Origin of the sequence: Enterobacter cloacae complex sp. 277I4 (genome assembly GCF_050031465.1) — a bacterium.
In the GTDB taxonomy this organism is placed as follows: Bacteria; Pseudomonadota; Gammaproteobacteria; order Enterobacterales; family Enterobacteriaceae; genus Enterobacter; species Enterobacter cloacae.
Map to the genome: position 1 here is coordinate 536,408 of NZ_JBLGWC010000001.1, position 18,555 is coordinate 554,962.

The window sequence follows — 18,555 nt, forward strand, 5'->3', positions numbered from 1 at the left end:
TGCAAATGCGAAGGGGCGCAACTGCGCCCCGAAAGATGAAGTTAAACAATCTGCAGCGCGCCCTGACGGAACTTACGCTGGTAAACCACGGTGGTGAGCGCCATAGGGACGATGATCGCGATGGCCATCGCCAGGGCAAACACCTGCCAGAAGGCGGGCTGAATGGAGAGAATACCCGGCAGGCCACCGACGCCGATGCCGTTCGCCATCACGCCGTTGAGACCACACACCAGACCCGCCAGACCAGAGCCGATCATGGCGCAGAGCATCGGGAAGCGGTATTTCAGGTTGATACCGTACATCGCCGGTTCGGTGACCCCGAGATACGCGGAGATGGCGGCCGGAACGGAAATTTCACGCTCATTATGCTTACGGCTGACCAGAATAATGCCCGTTACGGCAGATGCCTGAGCGATGTTAGACAGCGCGATAATCGGCCAGACCGGCGTGCCGCCAAGGCTCTGGATCATCTGCATATCAATCGCCAGCGTGGTCTGGTGTACGCCGGTGATCACCAGAGGGGCGTACAGGAAGCCGAACAGCGCGGCACCAATCGGCGCGAAGCTGCCGGTCATCAGGTGACGGACGGCAAAGGCCACGCCGTCGCCGATCATGCGGCCAAACGGACCGATAAAGGCGTGTGCCAGGAACACCGCCAGGATCAGCGAGCAGACCGGCACCACCACCAGATAGAGGTAATCTGGCACGATGCGTTTCAGGCGCGTCTCAATAAAGCCCAGCGCCAGACCCGCCAACAGTGCCGGGATAACCTGCGCCTGATAGCCCACTTTGGCGATGGTGAACAGGCCAAAGTTCCATACTTCCGGCGCCTGCTGGCCAAGTAAGTAAGCGTTCATTAACTGCGGAGAAACCAGCGTTACGCCGAGTACGATACCCAGAATCGGGGTACCGCCCATTTTACGCACGGCGGACCAGCAAATCCCCACCGGCAGATAGAAGAAGATCGCTTCGCCAATCAGCCACAGGAAGTCGTAAATGGTTTTCAGCGCCGGGTACATCTGCGCCAGGGTTTTGCCGTCGCTCATCGGCACATCACCGATGACGTTACGGAAGCCTAAAATTAAGCCCCCGCTGATCAGCGCCGGCAGCAGCGGGAAGAAGATCTCTGCGAAGTGGGAGATAAGCTGCTCGTGCCATTTCATATTCTGGCGCGCGGCCTTTTTGGCCTGCTCTTTATCTGCCGCGTTGTGCCCGGTAGTGGCGAGCAGAGCCTGATAGTAATCGCCCACTTCGGTACCAATAACCACCTGGAACTGCCCGGCGTTGGTGAAGCAGCCTTTCACCATCGAAAGCGCTTCAATCGCTTTCGGATTGGCTTTGGCCGGATCGTTCAGCACGAAGCGCAGGCGGGTAATGCAATGGCTGACCGTCGCGATGTTTTCGCGACCGCCCACCAGGACGATCAGCTGATCGATATCTGCTTGTTTGACTTTACTCATCATGAAACCTCATGACAGATGGGAGGGGTGTAATGACCTGAGCGCAAGCCTACTCCTTCAGCGGGACGGCGAAAATGGGAACGTTCCCGAAATCGGGCGAAGATCACAATAAACCGATTTATGGTGGTTATGAAAGGTGGACGGGAATGACGATTTGGCGGGGTTCTGCGCGCCCGTTGATCTGCTCAATCAGCTGTGCGGCCGCCTGACGGCCGGACTCAGCGTAGCCCGGATCGACGGTGATGATCTCCGGGTGCAGGAACTTCATCAGCGGGGTACTGCCTACGCTGGCGACCTGCAGCTCGTCGATGCGCTGTTCCTGTAAATATTTGCTCGCACCCAGCGCCAGGGTGTCGGTCGCGCACACCAGAGCGGTGGTCTGCGGGGTCAGCACGCTGGCGACCTGTTCATAGCCCTGCTTCATGCCAAGCCCGGGCAGGGAAGCCACGGCAGAGAGGTTATGCTTTTTGCAAAACGCCAGATAGGCTTCATGACGGCGTTTGCCGGTGGTGACGTCCGCGTGCGGTACGCCAAGATAGCTGATATGACGATGGCCTTTTTCGTACAGGCGCTGCATCAGGGTAATAATCGCCCCTTCATCGTCATAGCAGACGGACGCAAATCCGTGGGCATCGCGTGCCAGCAAGACCAGCGAGGGTTGCCAGGGTTTGAGCATCTCCTCTTTAATGCCGGTAAAGCCAAACAGGACCACCCCGTCGATGTTGCGTCGCGCCAGCATCCCCAGATGCTCTTCCACCAGCTGTGGCGAGAACTGGCTCTCCATCATGATTGGATCGTAACCCTGCTCATAGAAGGCGGGCAGCATGGTTTGTACGGCGAGGTTTTCAGAGAGGGAATCCAGACGCGAGACAATAATGGCGACCACTTTATCGCTCTGTCCGCGCATGGCGCGTGCGGAACGGGAAGGGGAAAACCCGTGCTGATTCATCACCGCCTCGACGCGCTCGCGCGTGCGTTCGCTGACACCGCTCTCGTTGTTCAGCACGCGCGACACGGTGGATTTCCCCACGCCGCTTAAACGCGCAATGTCTTTAATCGTAAGGCGGTTTTGCATGCTGTATTCCCTGTAACAACGATAACGGTGTCAAATGAGCCTAATGCTATAGCGCTAATTCGCTATGGGCAAAGTCTGGTTTACGTTCGGTTTATTTGAGGGTGGGTATAATACCGCCCGACGCGCCGCTTAGGGTACGGTTAAATCCTTATACTGCGCGGCGTACCCCTTATTTTTACTTACCGGAGGCGACATGGATCCCGATCCCACACCTCTCCTGACCAGGAGAACCCCTTCTTTCCGGTAAGCCAGCCTTGTGCTGTCTCACCGGTGATGTGAGGCAGCAACGTTCTGAACGTTCCTGCTTGAAAATTTAAGTGCCTGTCAGGTACGGCTTTGCCACGCCTGCAGGAATGACTGCGTCCGCCCAGGCGGATGCGGGGGAATGACTATGTTTAAAAATATCACCCGGCAGCTGCAGGCGCTGCTGAGCCGCCACCTGCCACACCGTCTGGTTCAGCGCGATCCACTGCCAAACGGCAAAAATTTCTCCGGCGCCACTATTCCCGCCAGCCTGACCGAGCGTTGCCTTAACGTGGCGGCGATGGATGAGAACGAAGTCTGGCGCGCCTTTAACGGACACCCGGAAGGGCTGAATGCGGCTGAAGTGCAAAAAATCCGGGCCGTGCATGGTGATAACCTTATCCCGGCGCAAAAACCGGCGCCGTGGTGGGTGCATCTGTGGATCTGCTACCGCAACCCCTTCAACCTGCTACTGACGGTGCTGGGCATTATCTCTTATGCCACTGAAGATCTGTTTGCCGCAGGCGTTATCGCCCTGATGGTGGGGATCTCCACGCTGCTGAACTTTATCCAGGAAGCGCGCTCCACCAAAGCGGCGGATGCCCTGAAGGCGATGGTCAGCAACACCGCGACCGTGTCGCGAGTCATTAACGATCTGGGTGAAAACGCCTGGGTCGAACTGCCCATCGACCAGCTGGTGCCGGGCGATCTGGTGAAGCTCGCCGCCGGGGATATGATCCCGGCGGATTTACGCATCATCCAGGCGCGCGATCTGTTCGTGGCCCAGGCCTCGCTCACCGGGGAGTCCCTGCCGGTGGAAAAGGTGGCGCGAACTCGCGATCCGCAGCAGATGAACCCGCTTGAGTGCGACACCCTGTGCTTTATGGGCACCACGGTGGTCAGCGGCACGGCGCAGGCGATTGTCACCGCCACCGGCGGCAATACCTGGTTTGGCCAGCTTGCCGGACGTGTGACAGAGCAGGAGAGCGAGCCGAACGCGTTCCAGAAAGGGATTGGCCGCGTCAGCATGCTGCTGATCCGCTTTATGATGGTGATGACGCCGATTGTGCTGCTGATCAACGGCTACACCAAAGGCGACTGGTGGGAAGCCGCGCTGTTTGCGCTCTCCGTGGCGGTTGGCTTAACGCCGGAAATGCTGCCGATGATTGTCACCTCCACCCTGGCGCGCGGGGCGGTGAAGTTGTCAAAACAGAAGGTAATCGTCAAACACCTCGACGCCATTCAGAACTTTGGCGCGATGGACATTCTCTGCACCGACAAAACCGGCACGCTGACGCAGGATAAAATCGTGCTGGAGAACCACACCGATATCGCCGGTAAAACCAGCGAACGCGTGCTGCACAGCGCCTGGCTGAACAGCCACTACCAGACCGGGCTGAAAAATCTGCTTGATGTTGCGGTGCTGGAAGGGGTGGATGAAGAGTCTGCCCGCTCACTCTCTGGCCGCTGGCAGAAGGTGGATGAGATCCCGTTCGATTTTGAGCGCCGCCGGATGTCGGTGGTGGTCAGCGAGCAGCCGGATGTGCACCAGCTGATCTGCAAAGGCGCGTTGCAGGAGATCCTCAATGTTTCCACCCAGGTGCATTACAACGGCGACATCGTGCCGCTGGACGACACCATGCTGCGTCGCATCAAACGCGTCACGGATAACCTGAACCGTCAGGGGCTGCGGGTGGTGGCGGTGGCGAGCAAATTCCTGCCTGCACGCGAGGGGGACTATCAGCGTATCGACGAATCCGATCTGATCCTCGAGGGTTATATCGCATTCCTCGATCCGCCGAAAGAGACCACCGCTCCGGCGCTGAAAGCGCTGAAGGCCAGTGGGATCACCGTGAAAATCCTTACCGGCGACAGCGAGCTGGTGGCCGCCAAAGTGTGCCACGAAGTGGGGCTGGACGCGGGTGACGTGGTGGTAGGCAGCGATATCGAACACCTCAGTGACGACGAGCTGGCTCAGCTTGCCCGGCACACCACGCTGTTTGCCCGCCTGACGCCGATGCACAAAGAGCGTATCGTCACCCTGCTGCGTCGCGAAGGGCACGTGGTGGGCTTTATGGGCGATGGTATCAACGATGCGCCCGCGCTGCGTGCGGCGGATATTGGCATCTCCGTGGACGGGGCGGTGGACATCGCCCGCGAAGCGGCAGACATCATCCTGCTGGAAAAGAGCCTGATGGTGCTGGAAGAGGGCGTGATCGAAGGGCGTAGGACTTTTGCCAACATGCTGAAATACATCAAAATGACCGCCAGCTCCAACTTCGGTAACGTCTTCAGCGTGCTGGTGGCGAGCGCGTTTCTGCCGTTCCTGCCGATGCTGCCGCTGCATCTGCTGATCCAGAACCTGATGTACGATGTCTCTCAGGTGGCGATCCCGTTTGATAACGTCGATGACGAGCAGATCCAGAAGCCGCAGCGCTGGAACCCGGCGGATCTCGGGCGCTTTATGCTCTTCTTTGGCCCGATCAGCTCCATCTTTGACATCCTGACCTTCTGCCTGATGTGGTTTGTGTTCCACGCCAATACACCGGAACATCAGACCCTGTTCCAGTCCGGCTGGTTCGTGGTGGGGCTGCTGTCGCAAACGCTGATTGTGCATATGATCCGCACACGTCGTATTCCGTTCATCCAGAGCCGAGCCGCCTGGCCGCTGATTGTGATGACGGGGATTGTGATGGCGCTCGGCATCGCGCTGCCGTTCTCACCGTTGGCCAGCTACCTGCAGCTGCAGGCCTTACCGCTGAGCTACTTCCCGTGGCTGGTGGCGATCCTCGCGGGCTATATGGTGCTGACGCAGATGGTGAAAGGGTTTTACGCGCGTCGGTATGGTTGGCAGTAAGTTATGTTAGCCGGGTGGCGGCTTCGCCTTACCCGGCCTACTACCCGAAACGTAGGCCCGGTAAGCGCAGCGCCACCGGGCAATAGCTTTTCTCTCAAATTCAACAACCTGTGATCTCCGTCGGCGCATTCGCTTGACGACAAATTGAGCGCATGTTAACAGAATGTTTTGCCTTTATACCCTAAATAATTCGAGTTGCATGAAGGCGGCAAGGGAGTGAATCCCCGGGAGCTTACATAAGTAAGTGACCGGGGTGAACGAGTGCAGCCAACGCACAGGCAACTTGAAGTATGACGGGGATATTTGGCCCGTCAGATAAGGAACATTCATGTTACGGTACAGCCTCTTAACCGCCGGGCTGCTGCTCGGCGCGTCAGCGTTTGCCGCCCCGGCAGGCGATCTTCCCCTGATGCCCTGGCCTGCGAAGGTTGAACGCCCGACCACTCAGGGCGCGCTGGTGCTCAATAATCAACTCTCCGTAAGCGTCAGCGGAGACGATCTCGGTGACGCCGTTAACCGCCTGCGCCAGCGCATTGCCCTGCAAACCGGCTGGACGCTGCAGCCGCAGGCCGACAAACCCGAAAAACCGACCATCCGCATTGCCATCGCCAAAAAAGTGAAGCCGCAGCCGCTGCCGGACAGCGACGAAAGCTACAGGCTGACGGTGGATGCCAACGGGGTGGATATCTCCGCCAATACCCGTTTCGGCGCGCTGCGTGCCATGGAAACGCTGCTCCAGCTGGTGCAAAACGGCGCGGAAAACACCTCTGTACCGTGGGTGACCATTGAAGATTCCCCGCGCTTCCCGTGGCGCGGGCTGCTGCTGGACTCGGCGCGCCACTTTATCCCGCTGGCGGATATCAAACGCCAGATCGACGGTATGGCCGCGGCAAAACTCAACGTGCTGCACTGGCATTTAACCGACGATCAGGGCTGGCGCTTCAGCTCAAAGCGCTATCCTAAGCTGACCCTCCTTGCCAGCGACGGGCTGTTCTACACGCCAGAGCAGATGCGCGAGATTGTCCGCTATGCTGCCGAGCGCGGTGTCCGCGTCGTGCCGGAGATCGATATGCCGGGCCACGCCTCGGCCATTGCCGTGGCCTACCCGGCGCTGATGAGCGCGCCGGGGCCGTACGAAATGGAGCGCCACTGGGGAGTCTTAAAGCCGGTGCTGGATCCGACCAAAGAGGCCACTTACGCGTTTGCTGACGCGATGGTCAGCGAACTGGCGGCGATCTTCCCCGATCCTTATCTTCATATCGGTGGCGATGAGGTGGACGACAGCCAGTGGAAAGCGAATCCGGCCATTCAGCAGTTTATGCGCGACCACAAGCTGGCGGACAGCCACGCGCTGCAGGCGTATTTCAACCGCAAGCTGGAAACGATCCTTGAAAAACACCACCGGCAGATGGTGGGCTGGGATGAGATCTACCATCCCGATCTGCCCAAAAGCATTCTGATCCAGTCCTGGCAGGGGCAGGATGCGCTGGGACTGGTGGCGCAGAACGGCTACAAAGGGATCCTCTCGACGGGCTTCTATCTCGATCAGCCGCAGTCCACCGCTTACCACTACCGCAATGAGATCGTGCCGCAGGCCTTAAACGGCGTGGACGTGATTGCCGACACCGACAGCGCCCAGAGCTGGGCCTTCTCCATGCCGCGTCTGAAAGGCAAGCCGGTCGAAGGCAGCTTTACGCTGGTGAAAGGGGAGTCCGGCTGGCGCGGATTTATTGATTTTGCCGGCAAGTCCCGCCGCGCGGTGGATAACATTGCGTGGCGCGATGACAATCAGGTGACGTTTACCGTTGATACCTGGATGGGCGAAACGCGCCCGGTGGTGTCGGTTGATAACGATAAGCTCACGGGTTATTTCCTGGTGGGGAATGTCCGCTACTTGATCAGCGGCACGCGTCTGGATGAGGTCCCTAAAGGCACTCCGCCGGTGGTGCCGGATATCGCGCATCAGGTTAATCTGCTTGGCGGAGAAGCCGCGCTGTGGGCGGAAAACGTGGTGGCACCGGTGCTGGATATCCGTCTGTGGCCGCGTACCTTTGCGGTGGCGGAGCGGTTATGGTCCGCGCAGGATGTTACCGATGTCGACAACATGTACACCCGCCTGCAGGCGATGGACAGCTGGTCGACGGTCTCGGTCGGGCTGCAGCAGCACACCCAGCAGCAGGTGCAGTTCACGCGCCTTGCCGGGAATGCCGATACGCTGCCGCTGCAAATCCTCGCCCAGGCGGTGGAGCCTGCGCAGTATTACACCCGTCAGCATCTCAAATTCCAGGCCGGAAACTACCATCAGTTTGAGCCGCTTAACCGCTTCGCGGATGCGCTGAATGCCGAAAGCGCCACCGTGCGCCAGATGAACAAATGGGCCGACCGTCTGGTGAGCGACGCCGAGGATACCGAAAGTGCCGACGCGCTGCGCCATGTGTTTAACCGCTGGCAGAGCAATACCAGCGACGCGCTGGCACTGAGTGAAAACAGCTATCAGCTGAAGGCGATCAAGCCGGTGATTCAGGAGGTGGACAAGCTGTCCTCGATTGGCCTGAGGCTCACCGATCTGGTGGCGCGTCAGGGCACGCTGGACGATAAAGAGATCGCCTCAATTCAGAGCGAGCTGGATAACGCGGCGAAGGTTCAGGACGAAGTGGTGATTGCGGCGGTGTACCCGCTGGAGACGCTGCTGCGCGCGACGCGGAATCAGTAGACCCCCTCACCCTAACCCTCTCCCAGGGGGAGAGGGAATTAATACACCCTCTCCCTTTGGGAGAGGGCCGGGGTGAGGGAATCAGACGACTCAGTGCTTAAGCACCCACGCCTCTTTCCAGTGTGAACCGGTGCCCGGCTCAAACTGGGTCGCATACTTGCTCCACTGCACGCAGTAGCCGCTGTACGGGAAAGGCTTACACTGGTAGGTCTTACCGTCTTTTGGCTGCAGCACCACAGTGCCTGCTTTGTACGACGCGATGTTATCCGGGAAGATGTAATCATGCTGACCGGTGCTGTTGTCCGCCGCGGCTTCCTCTTCCAGCATCAGGTTCAGCACATCCTGCGCAAACAGCGTGCCGTCTTTATTGGTGGCGTAGTACTTCAGCATGTGGTGACCCGCCTCAACGCCGGTCAGCGTCAGGGTGACGTCCTGATTCACGTTATTCATCTCCTGCTTCAGGTACCCTTTTTCCGCCCCGTGATGGTTCATGACGTGGGCTTCGAAATCGACGTTACCGTGGGTATTCACATGGAAGGTGACGGTCGCATTGCCGTTCTCGATTTTGCTGTAGTGCAAATTGCTGACGGCGATGGTTTCATTGACCTCTGCCTTCTGCTCTTCGTACGAAATCGCAACGGACTGCAGGGCGCTGCCCTCTTTGACGAATACGCTGTTCGCGCCATGGACCGGGCTAATCTCGCCGCCCTCATCCTTCACGCCGACGCGAATGTCCTGGTGCGCGGTGTTAATTTTCTGCGCCAGATCGTACGACCACTGGTTGGCATCCCCCTGCGCGGCCGTGGCGATCGTTATTTCCGTGCGCAGGGACGTCACTTCACCGTGCGCATCGAAGAAGCGGGCAATGACCTTATCGCCGACGTTCAGGTTATTTCCCGCAATCTGGCCGCTGAGGACCTTGCTCCACTCTGATTCGATACCGGCACCGTCATCCGGGGTAACATTGCCGCCGTTACCAAAATCAACGTCAATGGCCTGGTAGAAACTGTTTGAGGTATCCGCTATTTCCCAGACGCCATAAATCACCTGGTAACCCGTTCGCGCGGGTACATTACAGGTCATGGCTTTGCGCATCGCGGGGGCCTGGCCATTTCCATTCACGGTACAGAACGGGGTTAATTCAAACTGATCGCGGGTCAGGGGTTTATTCGGATCCCAGTTTTGTTTGGTGATGTAGTAACGCCAGTTGGTGGTTTTGTGCGGCGCGGTGTGATACCAGACAAACTCATGCGGGCCGGCGGTCATGGGGCTTTTCGTCCACGCGTTCAGGCTCTGTTTATCCAGCTGGGAGTAATTCGCAATCCCCGCGCTGGCAAGCTGGCCGTCTGGCGGCATCGCACCGCCCGGGAAGCCGGAGGTTTTCTCCACGCTCTGCGGTTCATACTGAACGGAGCCACAGTCAATGTTTTGACCGAGCTTGCACATATAAGCGCGGCTGGCAGGAGACTCAATATATCCGTGCGCTAAAGCGGATGAGGCAACGGTCAGGGTCGCCATCGCAAGGGCAATCTTTGATAATTTCATTGTTAGTCCATTAATAATAAATACGCAGGGTGATGTTATTAATGGCGGGTGGGGAAGGTCATGCTGTGGTGAGAGGAAAAATAACCAAAAAAAATGGACAGCCGAAGCCGCCCATTCTCTGCTGCTATCAATCAGCGACGTACGGCAATCGCTTCGATTTCAATTTTCACGTCTTTTGGCAGACGAGCCACTTCCACGCAGGAGCGCGCCGGGAAAGAGGCGTTATGCTCAGTAAAGAATGCTTCATAAGTAGCGTTAACGGTGGCGAAATCGTTCAGATCTTTCACGAAAACGGTGGTTTTCACGATGTCGCCCACTTTCAGGCCTGCGGATTCCACGATCGCCTGCACGTTTTCCAGCGACTGACGCGCCTGCGCCGCTACGTCGGCTGGCACTTCACCGGTCTTCGGGTTCACCGGGATCTGGCCAGAGGTAATAATCATGCTACCCAGATCAACGCCCTGAACGTATGGGCCGATAGCCGCTGGTGCATTTTCCGTCGCGAGTACTTTGGTCATGATTTCTCCAGAATAACAGCTGATTTAAGAGTCCCGGCCATTATAGGGAGGCCGGGATCCTTTACCAACCTCAATTAGTTGGCCAGCACCACATAATGAGAAAACTCTTTTTCGCAGTATTTGCATTTGAGTGCGATGTCATCGGCGCGTTTTTTCACTGCGAAGCTGGAGGAGACCGGCTCCGCGTGGCTGATGCAGTTGCTGTTCGGGCAAACCAGCACGCTCTCAATCCGCTCCGGCAGGCTTGGGCGTGATTTGCCCACCACGTCGTAATTGTCGATGCGGTTAACGGTGGCGTCCGGCGCGTACAGCGACAGCTGGTTAACCTGCTCGTCGGTCAGGAAAGTATTCTCGATCTTGATCAGGTCCTTGCGGCCCATTTCGCCTGACGGCAGGTTCAGGCCAATGGTGATGCGCTGGTCGGTTTCGGTCAGTTTGAACAGCGTCAGCAGCTTAAAGCCGACCTGCGCAGGGATGTGGTCAATCACGGTGCCACGTTTGATGGCTTCAACCTGGAGTTTGTTATCGTGTGTCATTGTCGTTTCCCCTTACAGAGCCAATTCGCGATTCAGAACCAGTGCCAGTAACGCCTGGCGGGCGAAGATGCCGTTTCCGGCCTGCTGGAAGTACCAGGCGTGCGGCGTTTTATCCACGTCTGTGGTGATCTCATCGATGCGCGGCAGCGGGTGCAGCACCTTCATGTTGTCGCGCGCGCCCTCGAGGTCGCTGGCGCGCAGCACAAACTGCGCCTTCACGTTGGCGTACTCGGACGGATCCAGACGCTCTTTCTGCACGCGGGTCATATACAGAATATCCACGTTGCCCATCACCTCTTCGATGCTGGCGTGCAGGCTCCACGGAATGCCTTTTTCATCCAGCATGTCGAGAATGTACTGTGGCATCGCCAGCGCGTCCGGGGCGATGAAGAAGAAGCGGTTGCCGTTGAATTTCGCCAGCGCCTGGGTCAGGGAGTGAACCGTGCGGCCATATTTCAGGTCACCTACCATGGCGATGTTCAGGTTTTCCAGACGGCCCTGGGTCTCCTGAATGGTGAACAGATCCAGCAGGGTTTGCGTCGGATGCTGGTTGGCACCGTCACCGGCGTTCAGCACCGGAATACCGCCGGAGAACTCGGTCGCCAGACGGGCCGCGCCCTCCTGCGGGTGACGCATTACAATCGCGTCAACGTAGGTGCTGATCACTGAAATGGTATCCGCCAGGGTTTCGCCTTTTTTACCCAGCGACGTGTTACTGCTGTCTGAGAAGCCCACCACGCTCGCGCCCAGGCGGTGCATGGAGGTTTCAAAGGAGAGGCGCGTGCGGGTCGAGGCTTCAAAGAAGCAGCTCGCAATCACCTTGTGCTTCAGCAGCTCCGGTTGCGGATTGGCCTTCAGTTTTGCCGCGGTTTCCAGAACCAGTTCCAGCTCTTCGCGGCTGAGGTCGTTTATGGAAATGATGTGTTTTTGATAAAGCGGATTCATGTTTATCTCCTGACGCCGGGCAAAAAAAAGCCCCTCAAATGAGGGGCTCTGGGAATAGGTTTAGCAACGGGAAGAAAAACGGCAGGCCAGCGTCTGATTTCAGACGCGGTAAGACGTTATGTCGAACACGCTTGACCATGCTTCCTCCCGGCAAATTGTCGGGCATTATACGCACCCCGATGTCCGGATCAAGCAATTTAATGCACGCTTTACTCAATGCAAACGGTTCTTTGTGAATATTAATGCGTTCTGAGTAAATAATTAATTTGCTTATGCACCAGCGCGGTACGCTTCACCACCCGGGGGGCGACCCAGACAATACTGCTTCCGGCAACCACGCCTAAAATTTCCGGTAACTGGTGATAATCCAGAATGCGCGCCACCGCGCGGCCATATCCGGCCACGGTATGAATAAGGATAAATTCGCTATTATGCTCCACGCTGACCACCATTTCGGAAACGGTACGCGCGGCGTCGGGGGCAGGGCGCAGAAGAGGATTCAACGAATAAATCTTTAGCCCTTTGGCATTTCGAATTTTTATGACACCAAGCAACTTGAGTAGACGTGAAACGGTGGACTGGCTGATGGTCTCAAAACCACGCTCCTGCAAATCGCGGCGAATCTCTTCCTGGGAGAGATAGCTTTTTTCTGCGATCAGGCGCTGACAGACCGTCAGCTGTAGCTGTTCTTTTGGAGAGTAATCACCATATTCCGTCATAACTATTTCCCATGTAAGTGGCTGAAACAAAACGCCCGGTGGCGCTACGCTTACCGGGCCTACAACGTCAAAACATCACAATACTGCCCCCAGGCTTAACGCCACCATGATCACCACCGTGAGTATCCCCAGCAGCGGCGCCACCCATTTCAGGTAGCGCACATAGGGCACGCGGGCGATAGCCAGCCCGCCCATAACCACCGCGGAGGTGGGCGTCACCAGGTTAACGATACCGGAGGCTGACTGGTAAGCCGTGACTACCAGGTCGCGGTTGACGTTAGCGAAATCGGCAAGCGGTGCCATGATCGGCATCGTCAGAACGGCCAGGCCGGATGAAGAAGGCACAAGAAACGACAGCACCACTTCCAGCCAGTACATCACGTTGATAAACGCCACCGTGGATAACCCGCTGACCAGCCCTTCCGCGCTGTGCAAAATGGTGTGGGTAATCATGCCCTTATCCATGATGACTACGATACCGCGGGCGATGCCGATAATCAGCGCGACGCCCAGCAAATCTCGTGCGCCGTTGATAAACGTTGAGGTCAGCTCCTCTTCGCTCATGCGGGCGATAAGCCCCACGATAATGGCGCTGGCGAGAAACACCGCCGAGATCTCCGCCATCCACCAGCCCAGCACCGCCACGCCGTAAATCATCACCGCGAAGGCGAGGGCGAAAATGACCAGGATGATTTTGCGTACCGGGGTAAATTCCAGCGTCTGTGCGTCCTTGTTACCGAGGAAATGGGCGCGGTTCTCTTCCTGTTTGTCTGCAACGATGGAAAGAGACGGATCCTGGCGTACCTTACGGGCGTAACGCATTACCCACGCCACGCAGATGATCCAGCCGATGACCAGCAGCGCCACGCGCAGGGCGATCCCGTTGGTGAAGGGGATCCCGGCGGCGTTGGCGGCGATCACCGTGGCGAAGGGGTTGATGGTAGAGCCGAGCGTGCCGATCCCCGCGCCGAGCAACACGGTGGAGGCCGCAACAACCGGATCAAAACGGGCGGCCAGCATTACCGGCACCAGCAGGGTGTAGAACGGCAGTGACTCTTCGGCCATGCCGTAGATGGTGCCGCCTGCGGCGAACAGCGCCATCAGGATCGGGATCATCCACTCTTCACGCCCGCGTAATCGCGTGGTGACGCGCTCGATCCCGGCGTCGATCGCCCCGGTTTTGGTGACGATCCCGAGAAATCCCCCGATGATCAGGATAAACAGCGCTACGTCGATCGCCCCGGCCTGACCGGACTCCGGATCGTACAGCCCGGCAATGGGAGCCATCAGTACGGAAACCAGCCCCTGCGGGTGGGCCGCCACGTGCGCGTAGGTTCCGGCAACCGGCACGTCCTTGCCGAGCGCCTCGTTCATTGCCATATGGTACTGTCCGGCCGGAATAATCCACGTCAGCACGGCCACGACGGCAATCAGAAAAAAGAGAATGGTGTAAGCGGAGGGAAACTTAAACTTGCCCATGATGTTCTCCTGAACCCCGGCGCACCCGTGGCGCGCCGGGCGGTGATTAGTCGCCGAGTGTCGCCACCATGACGGCTTTTATGGTGTGCATACGGTTTTCTGCTTCGTCGAAGACAATAGAGTTTGGTGATTCAAAGACCTCTTCCGTCACCTCCAGCCCTTTCAGGCCGTAGGCCATCTCAATTTCGCGGCCCACTTTGGTGTGTTCGTTGTGGAACGCCGGCAGGCAGTGCATAAACTTGACGTTCGGGTTGCCGGTGGCCTTCATCACCTGCGCATTGATTTGATACGGCTTCATCAGGCTGACGCGCTCGGCCCAGGCTTCCTTCGGCTCTCCCATGGAGACCCACACGTCGGTGTAGAGGAAATCGGCCCCCTGCACGCCTTCTTCTACGTCGTCGGTAAGGGTGATGCGTGCGCCCGTTTCTTTTGCGATGGCGCGGCACTGCTCAACCAGCCCCGCTTCCGGCCAGAAGGACTTTGGTGCCACCAGGCGGATATCCATTCCCATCCTGGACGCACCGACCATCAGCGAGTTGCCCATGTTGTTGCGCGCGTCGCCCAGATAGGCAAAGCTCAGCTCCGGCAGGGTTTTGCCCGGCGAGTGCTCCAGCATGGTCATCAGATCGGCGAGGATTTGAGTGGGGTGGAACTCGTCAGTCAGGCCGTTCCATACCGGCACGCCCGCGTACTCGCCCAGCTCTTCAACGATGGCCTGGCCGTAGCCGCGATACTCGATGCCGTCATACATGCGGCCCAGCACGCGGGCGGTGTCTTTCATCGACTCTTTATGACCAATCTGTGAGCCGCTTGGGCCGAGGTAGGTGACCTGCGCGCCCTGGTCAAATGCGCCCACTTCAAAGGCGCAGCGGGTGCGGGTAGAGGTTTTCTCAAAAATCAGGGCGATGTTTTTCCCGACCAGGGTTTGCTTCTCACGTCCGGCTTTTTTGGCGGCCTTCAGTTCGATGGCGAGGTCGATCAGGTACTGGATCTCCGCCGGGGTATAGTCCAGCAGTTTGAGGAAGTTGCGGTTTTTCAGGTTGATGGTCATGTGGGAAATCCTTTTTAAAATTTTGCTGTCTGGTGCCCTCACCCCGGCCCTCTCCCACGGGGAGAGGGAGAGTCGGGTGAGGGGGAAGTTATTCAGTTACGAATCAACGTGCCTTTCTCGCCCGCGAGGATCTCCGCGCCGTCAGCCAGCGCGCCGATCCCGGCAATCCCGTTGCAGGCCTCAACAAACTCGCGGCAGGCGGCCACTTTCGGTCCCATCGAGCCGGCGTCGAACGCCATGCCCTTGAGCAGTTCCGGCGTCACCTGTGCCAGCGGACGCTGGGTTGGTTTGCCCCAGTCGAGGTACACCGCGTCGGCATCGGTGAGGATCAGCAGGGCATCCGCCTCAATCTGGCGCGCCAGCAGGGCGGCGGAGAGGTCTTTGTCGATCACCGCCTCAATGCCGTGATAGCCATTGGCGTTTTCCACCACCGGCACGCCGCCACCGCCGTTGCAAATCACCAGGTGGTCGCGCTGGATCAGCGCCGCGATGGCATCGCTCTCAACGATGCGTTTCGGCTGCGGAGAGGGCACCACGCGGCGGAAGTAGCTGCCGTCGGCCTTGAACACCCAGCCTTTCTCTGCCTGTAGCGTTTTTGCCTGGGCTTCGCTGTAGACCGGGCCGATGTACTTGGTCGGGTTGCTGAAGGCCGGGTCGGCGGCGTCCACCTCCACCTGGGTGAGCAGGACGCTCACCTCGCGCTGGGGCAGGCTGTTTTTCAGCGCCTGCTGGAGCATGTAGCCGATCATCCCCTGGCTTTCGGCGCCGAGAACGTCCAGCGGGTAGGGGGCGACTTTGTCGTAGGCGCTGTTCTGCAACGCCAGCAGCCCGACCTGCGGCCCGTTGCCGTGCACCAGCACCACGCGCCACTGCTCCGTCAGCCCGGCGATGGTACGGGCCGCGAGGTCGATATTTTTACGCTGGATCTCGGCTTCTAGCGGTTCGCCGCGTTTGAGCAATGCGTTGCCGCCCAGGGCCACAACCAGAGTGGGTTTTCGTTCCATAGTGGCTCCTTAAATTCCGTCGCGTTCCAGTGGGCAGCTCATGCAGCGCGCGCCGCCGCGACCGCGTCCCAGTTCGTCGCCCGGGATAGGCAGCACGGTGATCCCCGCTTTGTCGTATTTCTCGTTGGTCCAGACGTTGCGCTCGTAGCCGATCACCACGCCCGGGCGGATGGTGAGCACGTTATTGGCGTCGTTCCACTGCTCGCGCTCGGCTTCAAAGGCGTCGCCGCCGGTGGTGATCAGGCGTACCTGATTAATACCGAGCGCTTTCTCGATGGCGTGCAGCAGGTCGGTTTCCTGGGTGCGCAGCAGGCCGCCGCGTCCGTCCGGGGTGAGCGTCCAGCACTGGGCGTCTTTACGCACCACTTCCGGGTAGACGGAGAAGGTGTCTACGTCGATGTGGGTCATGACGGTGTCGAGGTGCATGCAGGAGCGGTGTTTTGGCAGCTCAACGGCAATCACACGCTCGGCCTGGCGATGTTTAAACAGGCTATTAGCGAGGAACTCCACGCCCTGCGGGGTGGTGCGTTCAGACATGCCAATTAATACTGCGCCGCGGCCAATCACTAATACGTCGCCGCCCTCCAGGGTGGCGTGGTCATAATTAATATTCTCGTCGCCGAAATACTTAATAAATTCGCCATCGGCGAATGCCGGGTGCCAGCGATATATGGCTCGCAGGTTATTGGTTTCACGCTGGCGGGCCGGTTTGGCCATCGGGTTAATGGAGACGCCGTTATAAATCCAGCACGAGGTATCGCGGGTAAATAAATGGTTTGGCAGCGGCTTCATAATAAAATCATTCGCCGTGTGGGTATCCACCACCATATTTTTAATCGCCGCCGGAATTTCACCGTAGGTTAATCCGCCGCTCAGTCTGCGCGCCAGTTCCCGGTGCGGCATATCTGCCAGCCAGCCGCGCACGTCGCTGGCAAAGGTTGGGCCGAGACGGTAGTCAGAGATTTGCGTCTCCAGCAGCCAGGCTTTCGCCTCTGCAATATCAAGCGTTTGAGTGAGAAGGTCGGTCAACAGCAGGACTTCCACACCCTGCTCGCGCAGCGTGTTTGCGAAAATGTCATGCTCCTCACCCGCCCGCTCAACCGAGAGCACATCATCAAATAACAGCTCCTGACAGTTTGATGGCGTTAAGCGTTTAAGACTTAAATTAGGGCGGTGCAGCATCACGCTACGCAATTGACCAATTTCAGAACCGACATAATGCTTTTCCATAATTATTCCTTTAACTGTTTTTCAGAATAAAAAGGGCATGCGCCATATTCGTGTAATGATATGGCGGCTAAGCTCAATTGATTTCGTGGTCAATAGTAGGCGCTTAAATAAACCGTATTGTGACGTTGCTCACGTGAAATTAGGTATTGGGTGGTTTGTTTTCATTTGCATGATTCGCATCAGATAATGATTAATTTGATATTATTAGCCGGTGAATAGCTAAGCAGGATCCGTTGGCATTATTTGAGGTTGTTATTATTTTGTAGAATTTCATGTTTTGACATATTTGGTTATCACATTGATTTTAAATGATTTTATTTCCTGTGCAGAATGGCTATGCAGAATAGCCAATTAACTATTTTTGACTTAAGAAAAATCAATAAATAATTATGGAATTTAATAGCAAATACTCAAAATGATAAAGTGTGAAGCTGGCGCGAGTTTTATGATGAAGGCAGTACAATCAGTGAGTTAGCGTCACGGCATCGTCACGACGCGCTGAGGTTATGCATAACAACTGCATAAATGCCTGTGAGGGATTAACAGCAGATTAACACCTTTCCCGATAAACATGCGTTCGCGCAACTCTCCGCGAAAAAGGGCTGGTATGGCAGTTTGAATTCTCGTATAAAAGATGAAAATGAAACAGTGTTTTATTATGAGGGTTTAATTATGATTATCGGCAACATCCACCATCTGCAAGCCTGGCTACCGGAACCCCTGCGTCTGGCCATCGAGCACGTTAAAGCCCACGTCACCGACGCCACCCCGCCGGGCAAACACGACATCAACGGCAGCAACCTGTTTTATCTGGTCTCCGAAGACATGACCCAGCCGTTTGCCGAGCGCCGCGCGGAGTACCATGCGCGCTATCTGGACATTCAGATTGTGCTCAAAGGGCAGGAAGGGATGACGTTCAGTACGTTGCCACACGGCACGCCGGACACCGACTGGCTGGCGGATAAAGACATCGCGTTCCTGCCGGAAGGCGAGCAGGAGAAAACCGTGGTGCTGAGCGAAGGGGATTTCGTGGTGTTCTGGCCGGGTGAAGTGCATAAGCCGCTGTGCGCGGTGGGGGCGCCTGCTAAGGTCAGGAAAGTGGTTGTTAAGATGTTGGTGGGGTAATTTTCCCTCACCCCGGCCCTCTCCCAAGGGGAGAGGGTGTAAAAGTTCCCTCTCC

15 protein-coding genes are annotated in these 18,555 nt (G+C 57.5%); 3 read left to right on the forward strand and 12 right to left on the reverse strand.

All coding sequences use genetic code 11. The features are described from left to right. Nucleotides 1-41: 41 nt before the first annotated feature. Together treB and treR are read right to left on the reverse strand one after the other, a co-directional pair. Nucleotides 42-1,460 carry a PTS trehalose transporter subunit IIBC gene (treB, locus tag ACQG19_RS02580; RefSeq protein WP_038420863.1) on the reverse strand — a complete coding sequence of 473 codons (1,419 nt, stop codon included), beginning with the start codon at nucleotides 1,458-1,460 and terminating at the stop codon, nucleotides 42-44. A gap of 127 nt (nucleotides 1,461-1,587) precedes the next feature. Next, nucleotides 1,588-2,535 carry a trehalose operon repressor TreR gene (gene treR, locus ACQG19_RS02585; RefSeq protein ID WP_020688716.1) on the reverse strand — a complete coding sequence of 316 codons (948 nt, stop codon included), beginning with the start codon at nucleotides 2,533-2,535 and terminating at the stop codon, nucleotides 1,588-1,590. 391 nt (nucleotides 2,536-2,926) lie between these two features. Between treR and mgtA the strand changes: the two genes are divergently transcribed. Both mgtA and ACQG19_RS02595 read left to right on the forward strand, forming a co-directional pair. Next, nucleotides 2,927-5,635, forward strand: a complete 2,709-nt coding sequence (gene mgtA / locus ACQG19_RS02590) for a magnesium-translocating P-type ATPase (RefSeq protein ID WP_094085424.1) — start codon at nucleotides 2,927-2,929, stop codon at nucleotides 5,633-5,635. A 328-nt stretch (nucleotides 5,636-5,963) separates the two neighbouring features. Then, nucleotides 5,964-8,348, forward strand: a complete 2,385-nt coding sequence (locus ACQG19_RS02595; protein WP_246932097.1) for a beta-N-acetylhexosaminidase — start codon at nucleotides 5,964-5,966, stop codon at nucleotides 8,346-8,348. Nucleotides 8,349-8,438: 90 nt separating this feature from the next. Here the strand turns inward: ACQG19_RS02595 and gbpA are convergent, their stop codons facing one another. The 10 genes from gbpA to arcA all read right to left on the reverse strand — a co-directional run bounded on the left by gbpA (nucleotide 8,439) and on the right by arcA (nucleotide 17,375). Then, complete coding sequence (gbpA, locus tag ACQG19_RS02600; RefSeq protein ID WP_038418565.1) at nucleotides 8,439-9,893, reverse strand: N-acetylglucosamine-binding protein GbpA; 1,455 nt, start codon at nucleotides 9,891-9,893, stop codon at nucleotides 8,439-8,441. Between the two features lie 131 nt (nucleotides 9,894-10,024). Beyond that, on the reverse strand, nucleotides 10,025-10,411 hold the full coding sequence (ridA, locus tag ACQG19_RS02605; RefSeq protein WP_006810315.1) for a 2-iminobutanoate/2-iminopropanoate deaminase: 387 nt from the start codon (nucleotides 10,409-10,411) through the stop codon (nucleotides 10,025-10,027). Between the two features lie 74 nt (nucleotides 10,412-10,485). Then, nucleotides 10,486-10,947 carry an aspartate carbamoyltransferase regulatory subunit gene (gene pyrI / locus ACQG19_RS02610; RefSeq protein ID WP_013095364.1) on the reverse strand — a complete coding sequence of 154 codons (462 nt, stop codon included), beginning with the start codon at nucleotides 10,945-10,947 and terminating at the stop codon, nucleotides 10,486-10,488. A gap of 12 nt (nucleotides 10,948-10,959) precedes the next feature. Continuing rightward, nucleotides 10,960-11,892: an aspartate carbamoyltransferase gene (pyrB, locus tag ACQG19_RS02615; RefSeq protein WP_014830458.1), complete on the reverse strand. Its 933-nt coding sequence runs from the start codon at nucleotides 11,890-11,892 to the stop codon at nucleotides 10,960-10,962. A gap of 34 nt (nucleotides 11,893-11,926) precedes the next feature. Continuing rightward, nucleotides 11,927-12,031 carry a pyrBI operon leader peptide gene (locus ACQG19_RS02620; protein WP_022646880.1) on the reverse strand — a complete coding sequence of 35 codons (105 nt, stop codon included), beginning with the start codon at nucleotides 12,029-12,031 and terminating at the stop codon, nucleotides 11,927-11,929. Between the two features lie 100 nt (nucleotides 12,032-12,131). Continuing rightward, entirely contained in the window at nucleotides 12,132-12,611 is a 480-nt protein-coding gene (locus tag ACQG19_RS02625) for an arginine repressor (RefSeq protein ID WP_013095367.1), read from the reverse strand. 75 nt (nucleotides 12,612-12,686) lie between these two features. Then, nucleotides 12,687-14,090, reverse strand: coding sequence for a YfcC family protein (locus ACQG19_RS02630; RefSeq protein WP_029883481.1), 1,404 nt, complete (start codon nucleotides 14,088-14,090; stop codon nucleotides 12,687-12,689). A 46-nt stretch (nucleotides 14,091-14,136) separates the two neighbouring features. Continuing rightward, on the reverse strand, nucleotides 14,137-15,141 hold the full coding sequence (argF, locus tag ACQG19_RS02635; RefSeq protein WP_219248991.1) for an ornithine carbamoyltransferase: 1,005 nt from the start codon (nucleotides 15,139-15,141) through the stop codon (nucleotides 14,137-14,139). Between the two features lie 92 nt (nucleotides 15,142-15,233). Continuing rightward, nucleotides 15,234-16,145 carry a carbamate kinase gene (locus ACQG19_RS02640; protein ID WP_013095370.1) on the reverse strand — a complete coding sequence of 304 codons (912 nt, stop codon included), beginning with the start codon at nucleotides 16,143-16,145 and terminating at the stop codon, nucleotides 15,234-15,236. A 9-nt stretch (nucleotides 16,146-16,154) separates the two neighbouring features. Beyond that, a complete protein-coding gene (gene arcA, locus ACQG19_RS02645) occupies nucleotides 16,155-17,375 on the reverse strand; it encodes an arginine deiminase (protein WP_013095371.1) in 1,221 nt (406 codons plus the stop codon). A gap of 672 nt (nucleotides 17,376-18,047) precedes the next feature. Between arcA and ACQG19_RS02650 the strand changes: the two genes are divergently transcribed. Continuing rightward, nucleotides 18,048-18,500 carry a YhcH/YjgK/YiaL family protein gene (locus ACQG19_RS02650; protein ID WP_045902578.1) on the forward strand — a complete coding sequence of 151 codons (453 nt, stop codon included), beginning with the start codon at nucleotides 18,048-18,050 and terminating at the stop codon, nucleotides 18,498-18,500. The last annotated feature ends 55 nt before the right edge of the window (nucleotides 18,501-18,555 follow it).

Excerpts from the sequence above, each read along its gene's own strand:
- ACQG19_RS02650 (WP_045902578.1), top strand. The coding sequence starts at position 18,048 with ATGATTATCGGCAACATCCACCATCTGCAAGCCTGGCTACCGGAACCC.
- ACQG19_RS02640 (WP_013095370.1), bottom strand. The coding sequence starts at position 16,145 with ATGGAACGAAAACCCACTCTGGTTGTGGCCCTGGGCGGCAACGCATTG.
- ACQG19_RS02625 (WP_013095367.1), bottom strand. The coding sequence starts at position 12,611 with ATGACGGAATATGGTGATTACTCTCCAAAAGAACAGCTACAGCTGACG.
- mgtA (WP_094085424.1), top strand. The coding sequence starts at position 2,927 with ATGTTTAAAAATATCACCCGGCAGCTGCAGGCGCTGCTGAGCCGCCAC.
- argF (WP_219248991.1), bottom strand. The coding sequence starts at position 15,141 with ATGACCATCAACCTGAAAAACCGCAACTTCCTCAAACTGCTGGACTAT.
- ACQG19_RS02630 (WP_029883481.1), bottom strand. The coding sequence starts at position 14,090 with ATGGGCAAGTTTAAGTTTCCCTCCGCTTACACCATTCTCTTTTTTCTG.
- ridA (WP_006810315.1), bottom strand. The coding sequence starts at position 10,411 with ATGACCAAAGTACTCGCGACGGAAAATGCACCAGCGGCTATCGGCCCA.
- ACQG19_RS02595 (WP_246932097.1), top strand. The coding sequence starts at position 5,964 with ATGTTACGGTACAGCCTCTTAACCGCCGGGCTGCTGCTCGGCGCGTCA.
- arcA (WP_013095371.1), bottom strand. The coding sequence starts at position 17,375 with ATGGAAAAGCATTATGTCGGTTCTGAAATTGGTCAATTGCGTAGCGTG.
- treR (WP_020688716.1), bottom strand. The coding sequence starts at position 2,535 with ATGCAAAACCGCCTTACGATTAAAGACATTGCGCGTTTAAGCGGCGTG.
- gbpA (WP_038418565.1), bottom strand. The coding sequence starts at position 9,893 with ATGAAATTATCAAAGATTGCCCTTGCGATGGCGACCCTGACCGTTGCC.
- pyrI (WP_013095364.1), bottom strand. The coding sequence starts at position 10,947 with ATGACACACGATAACAAACTCCAGGTTGAAGCCATCAAACGTGGCACC.
- pyrB (WP_014830458.1), bottom strand. The coding sequence starts at position 11,892 with ATGAATCCGCTTTATCAAAAACACATCATTTCCATAAACGACCTCAGC.
- treB (WP_038420863.1), bottom strand. The coding sequence starts at position 1,460 with ATGAGTAAAGTCAAACAAGCAGATATCGATCAGCTGATCGTCCTGGTG.
- ACQG19_RS02620 (WP_022646880.1), bottom strand. The coding sequence starts at position 12,031 with ATGGTCAAGCGTGTTCGACATAACGTCTTACCGCGTCTGAAATCAGAC.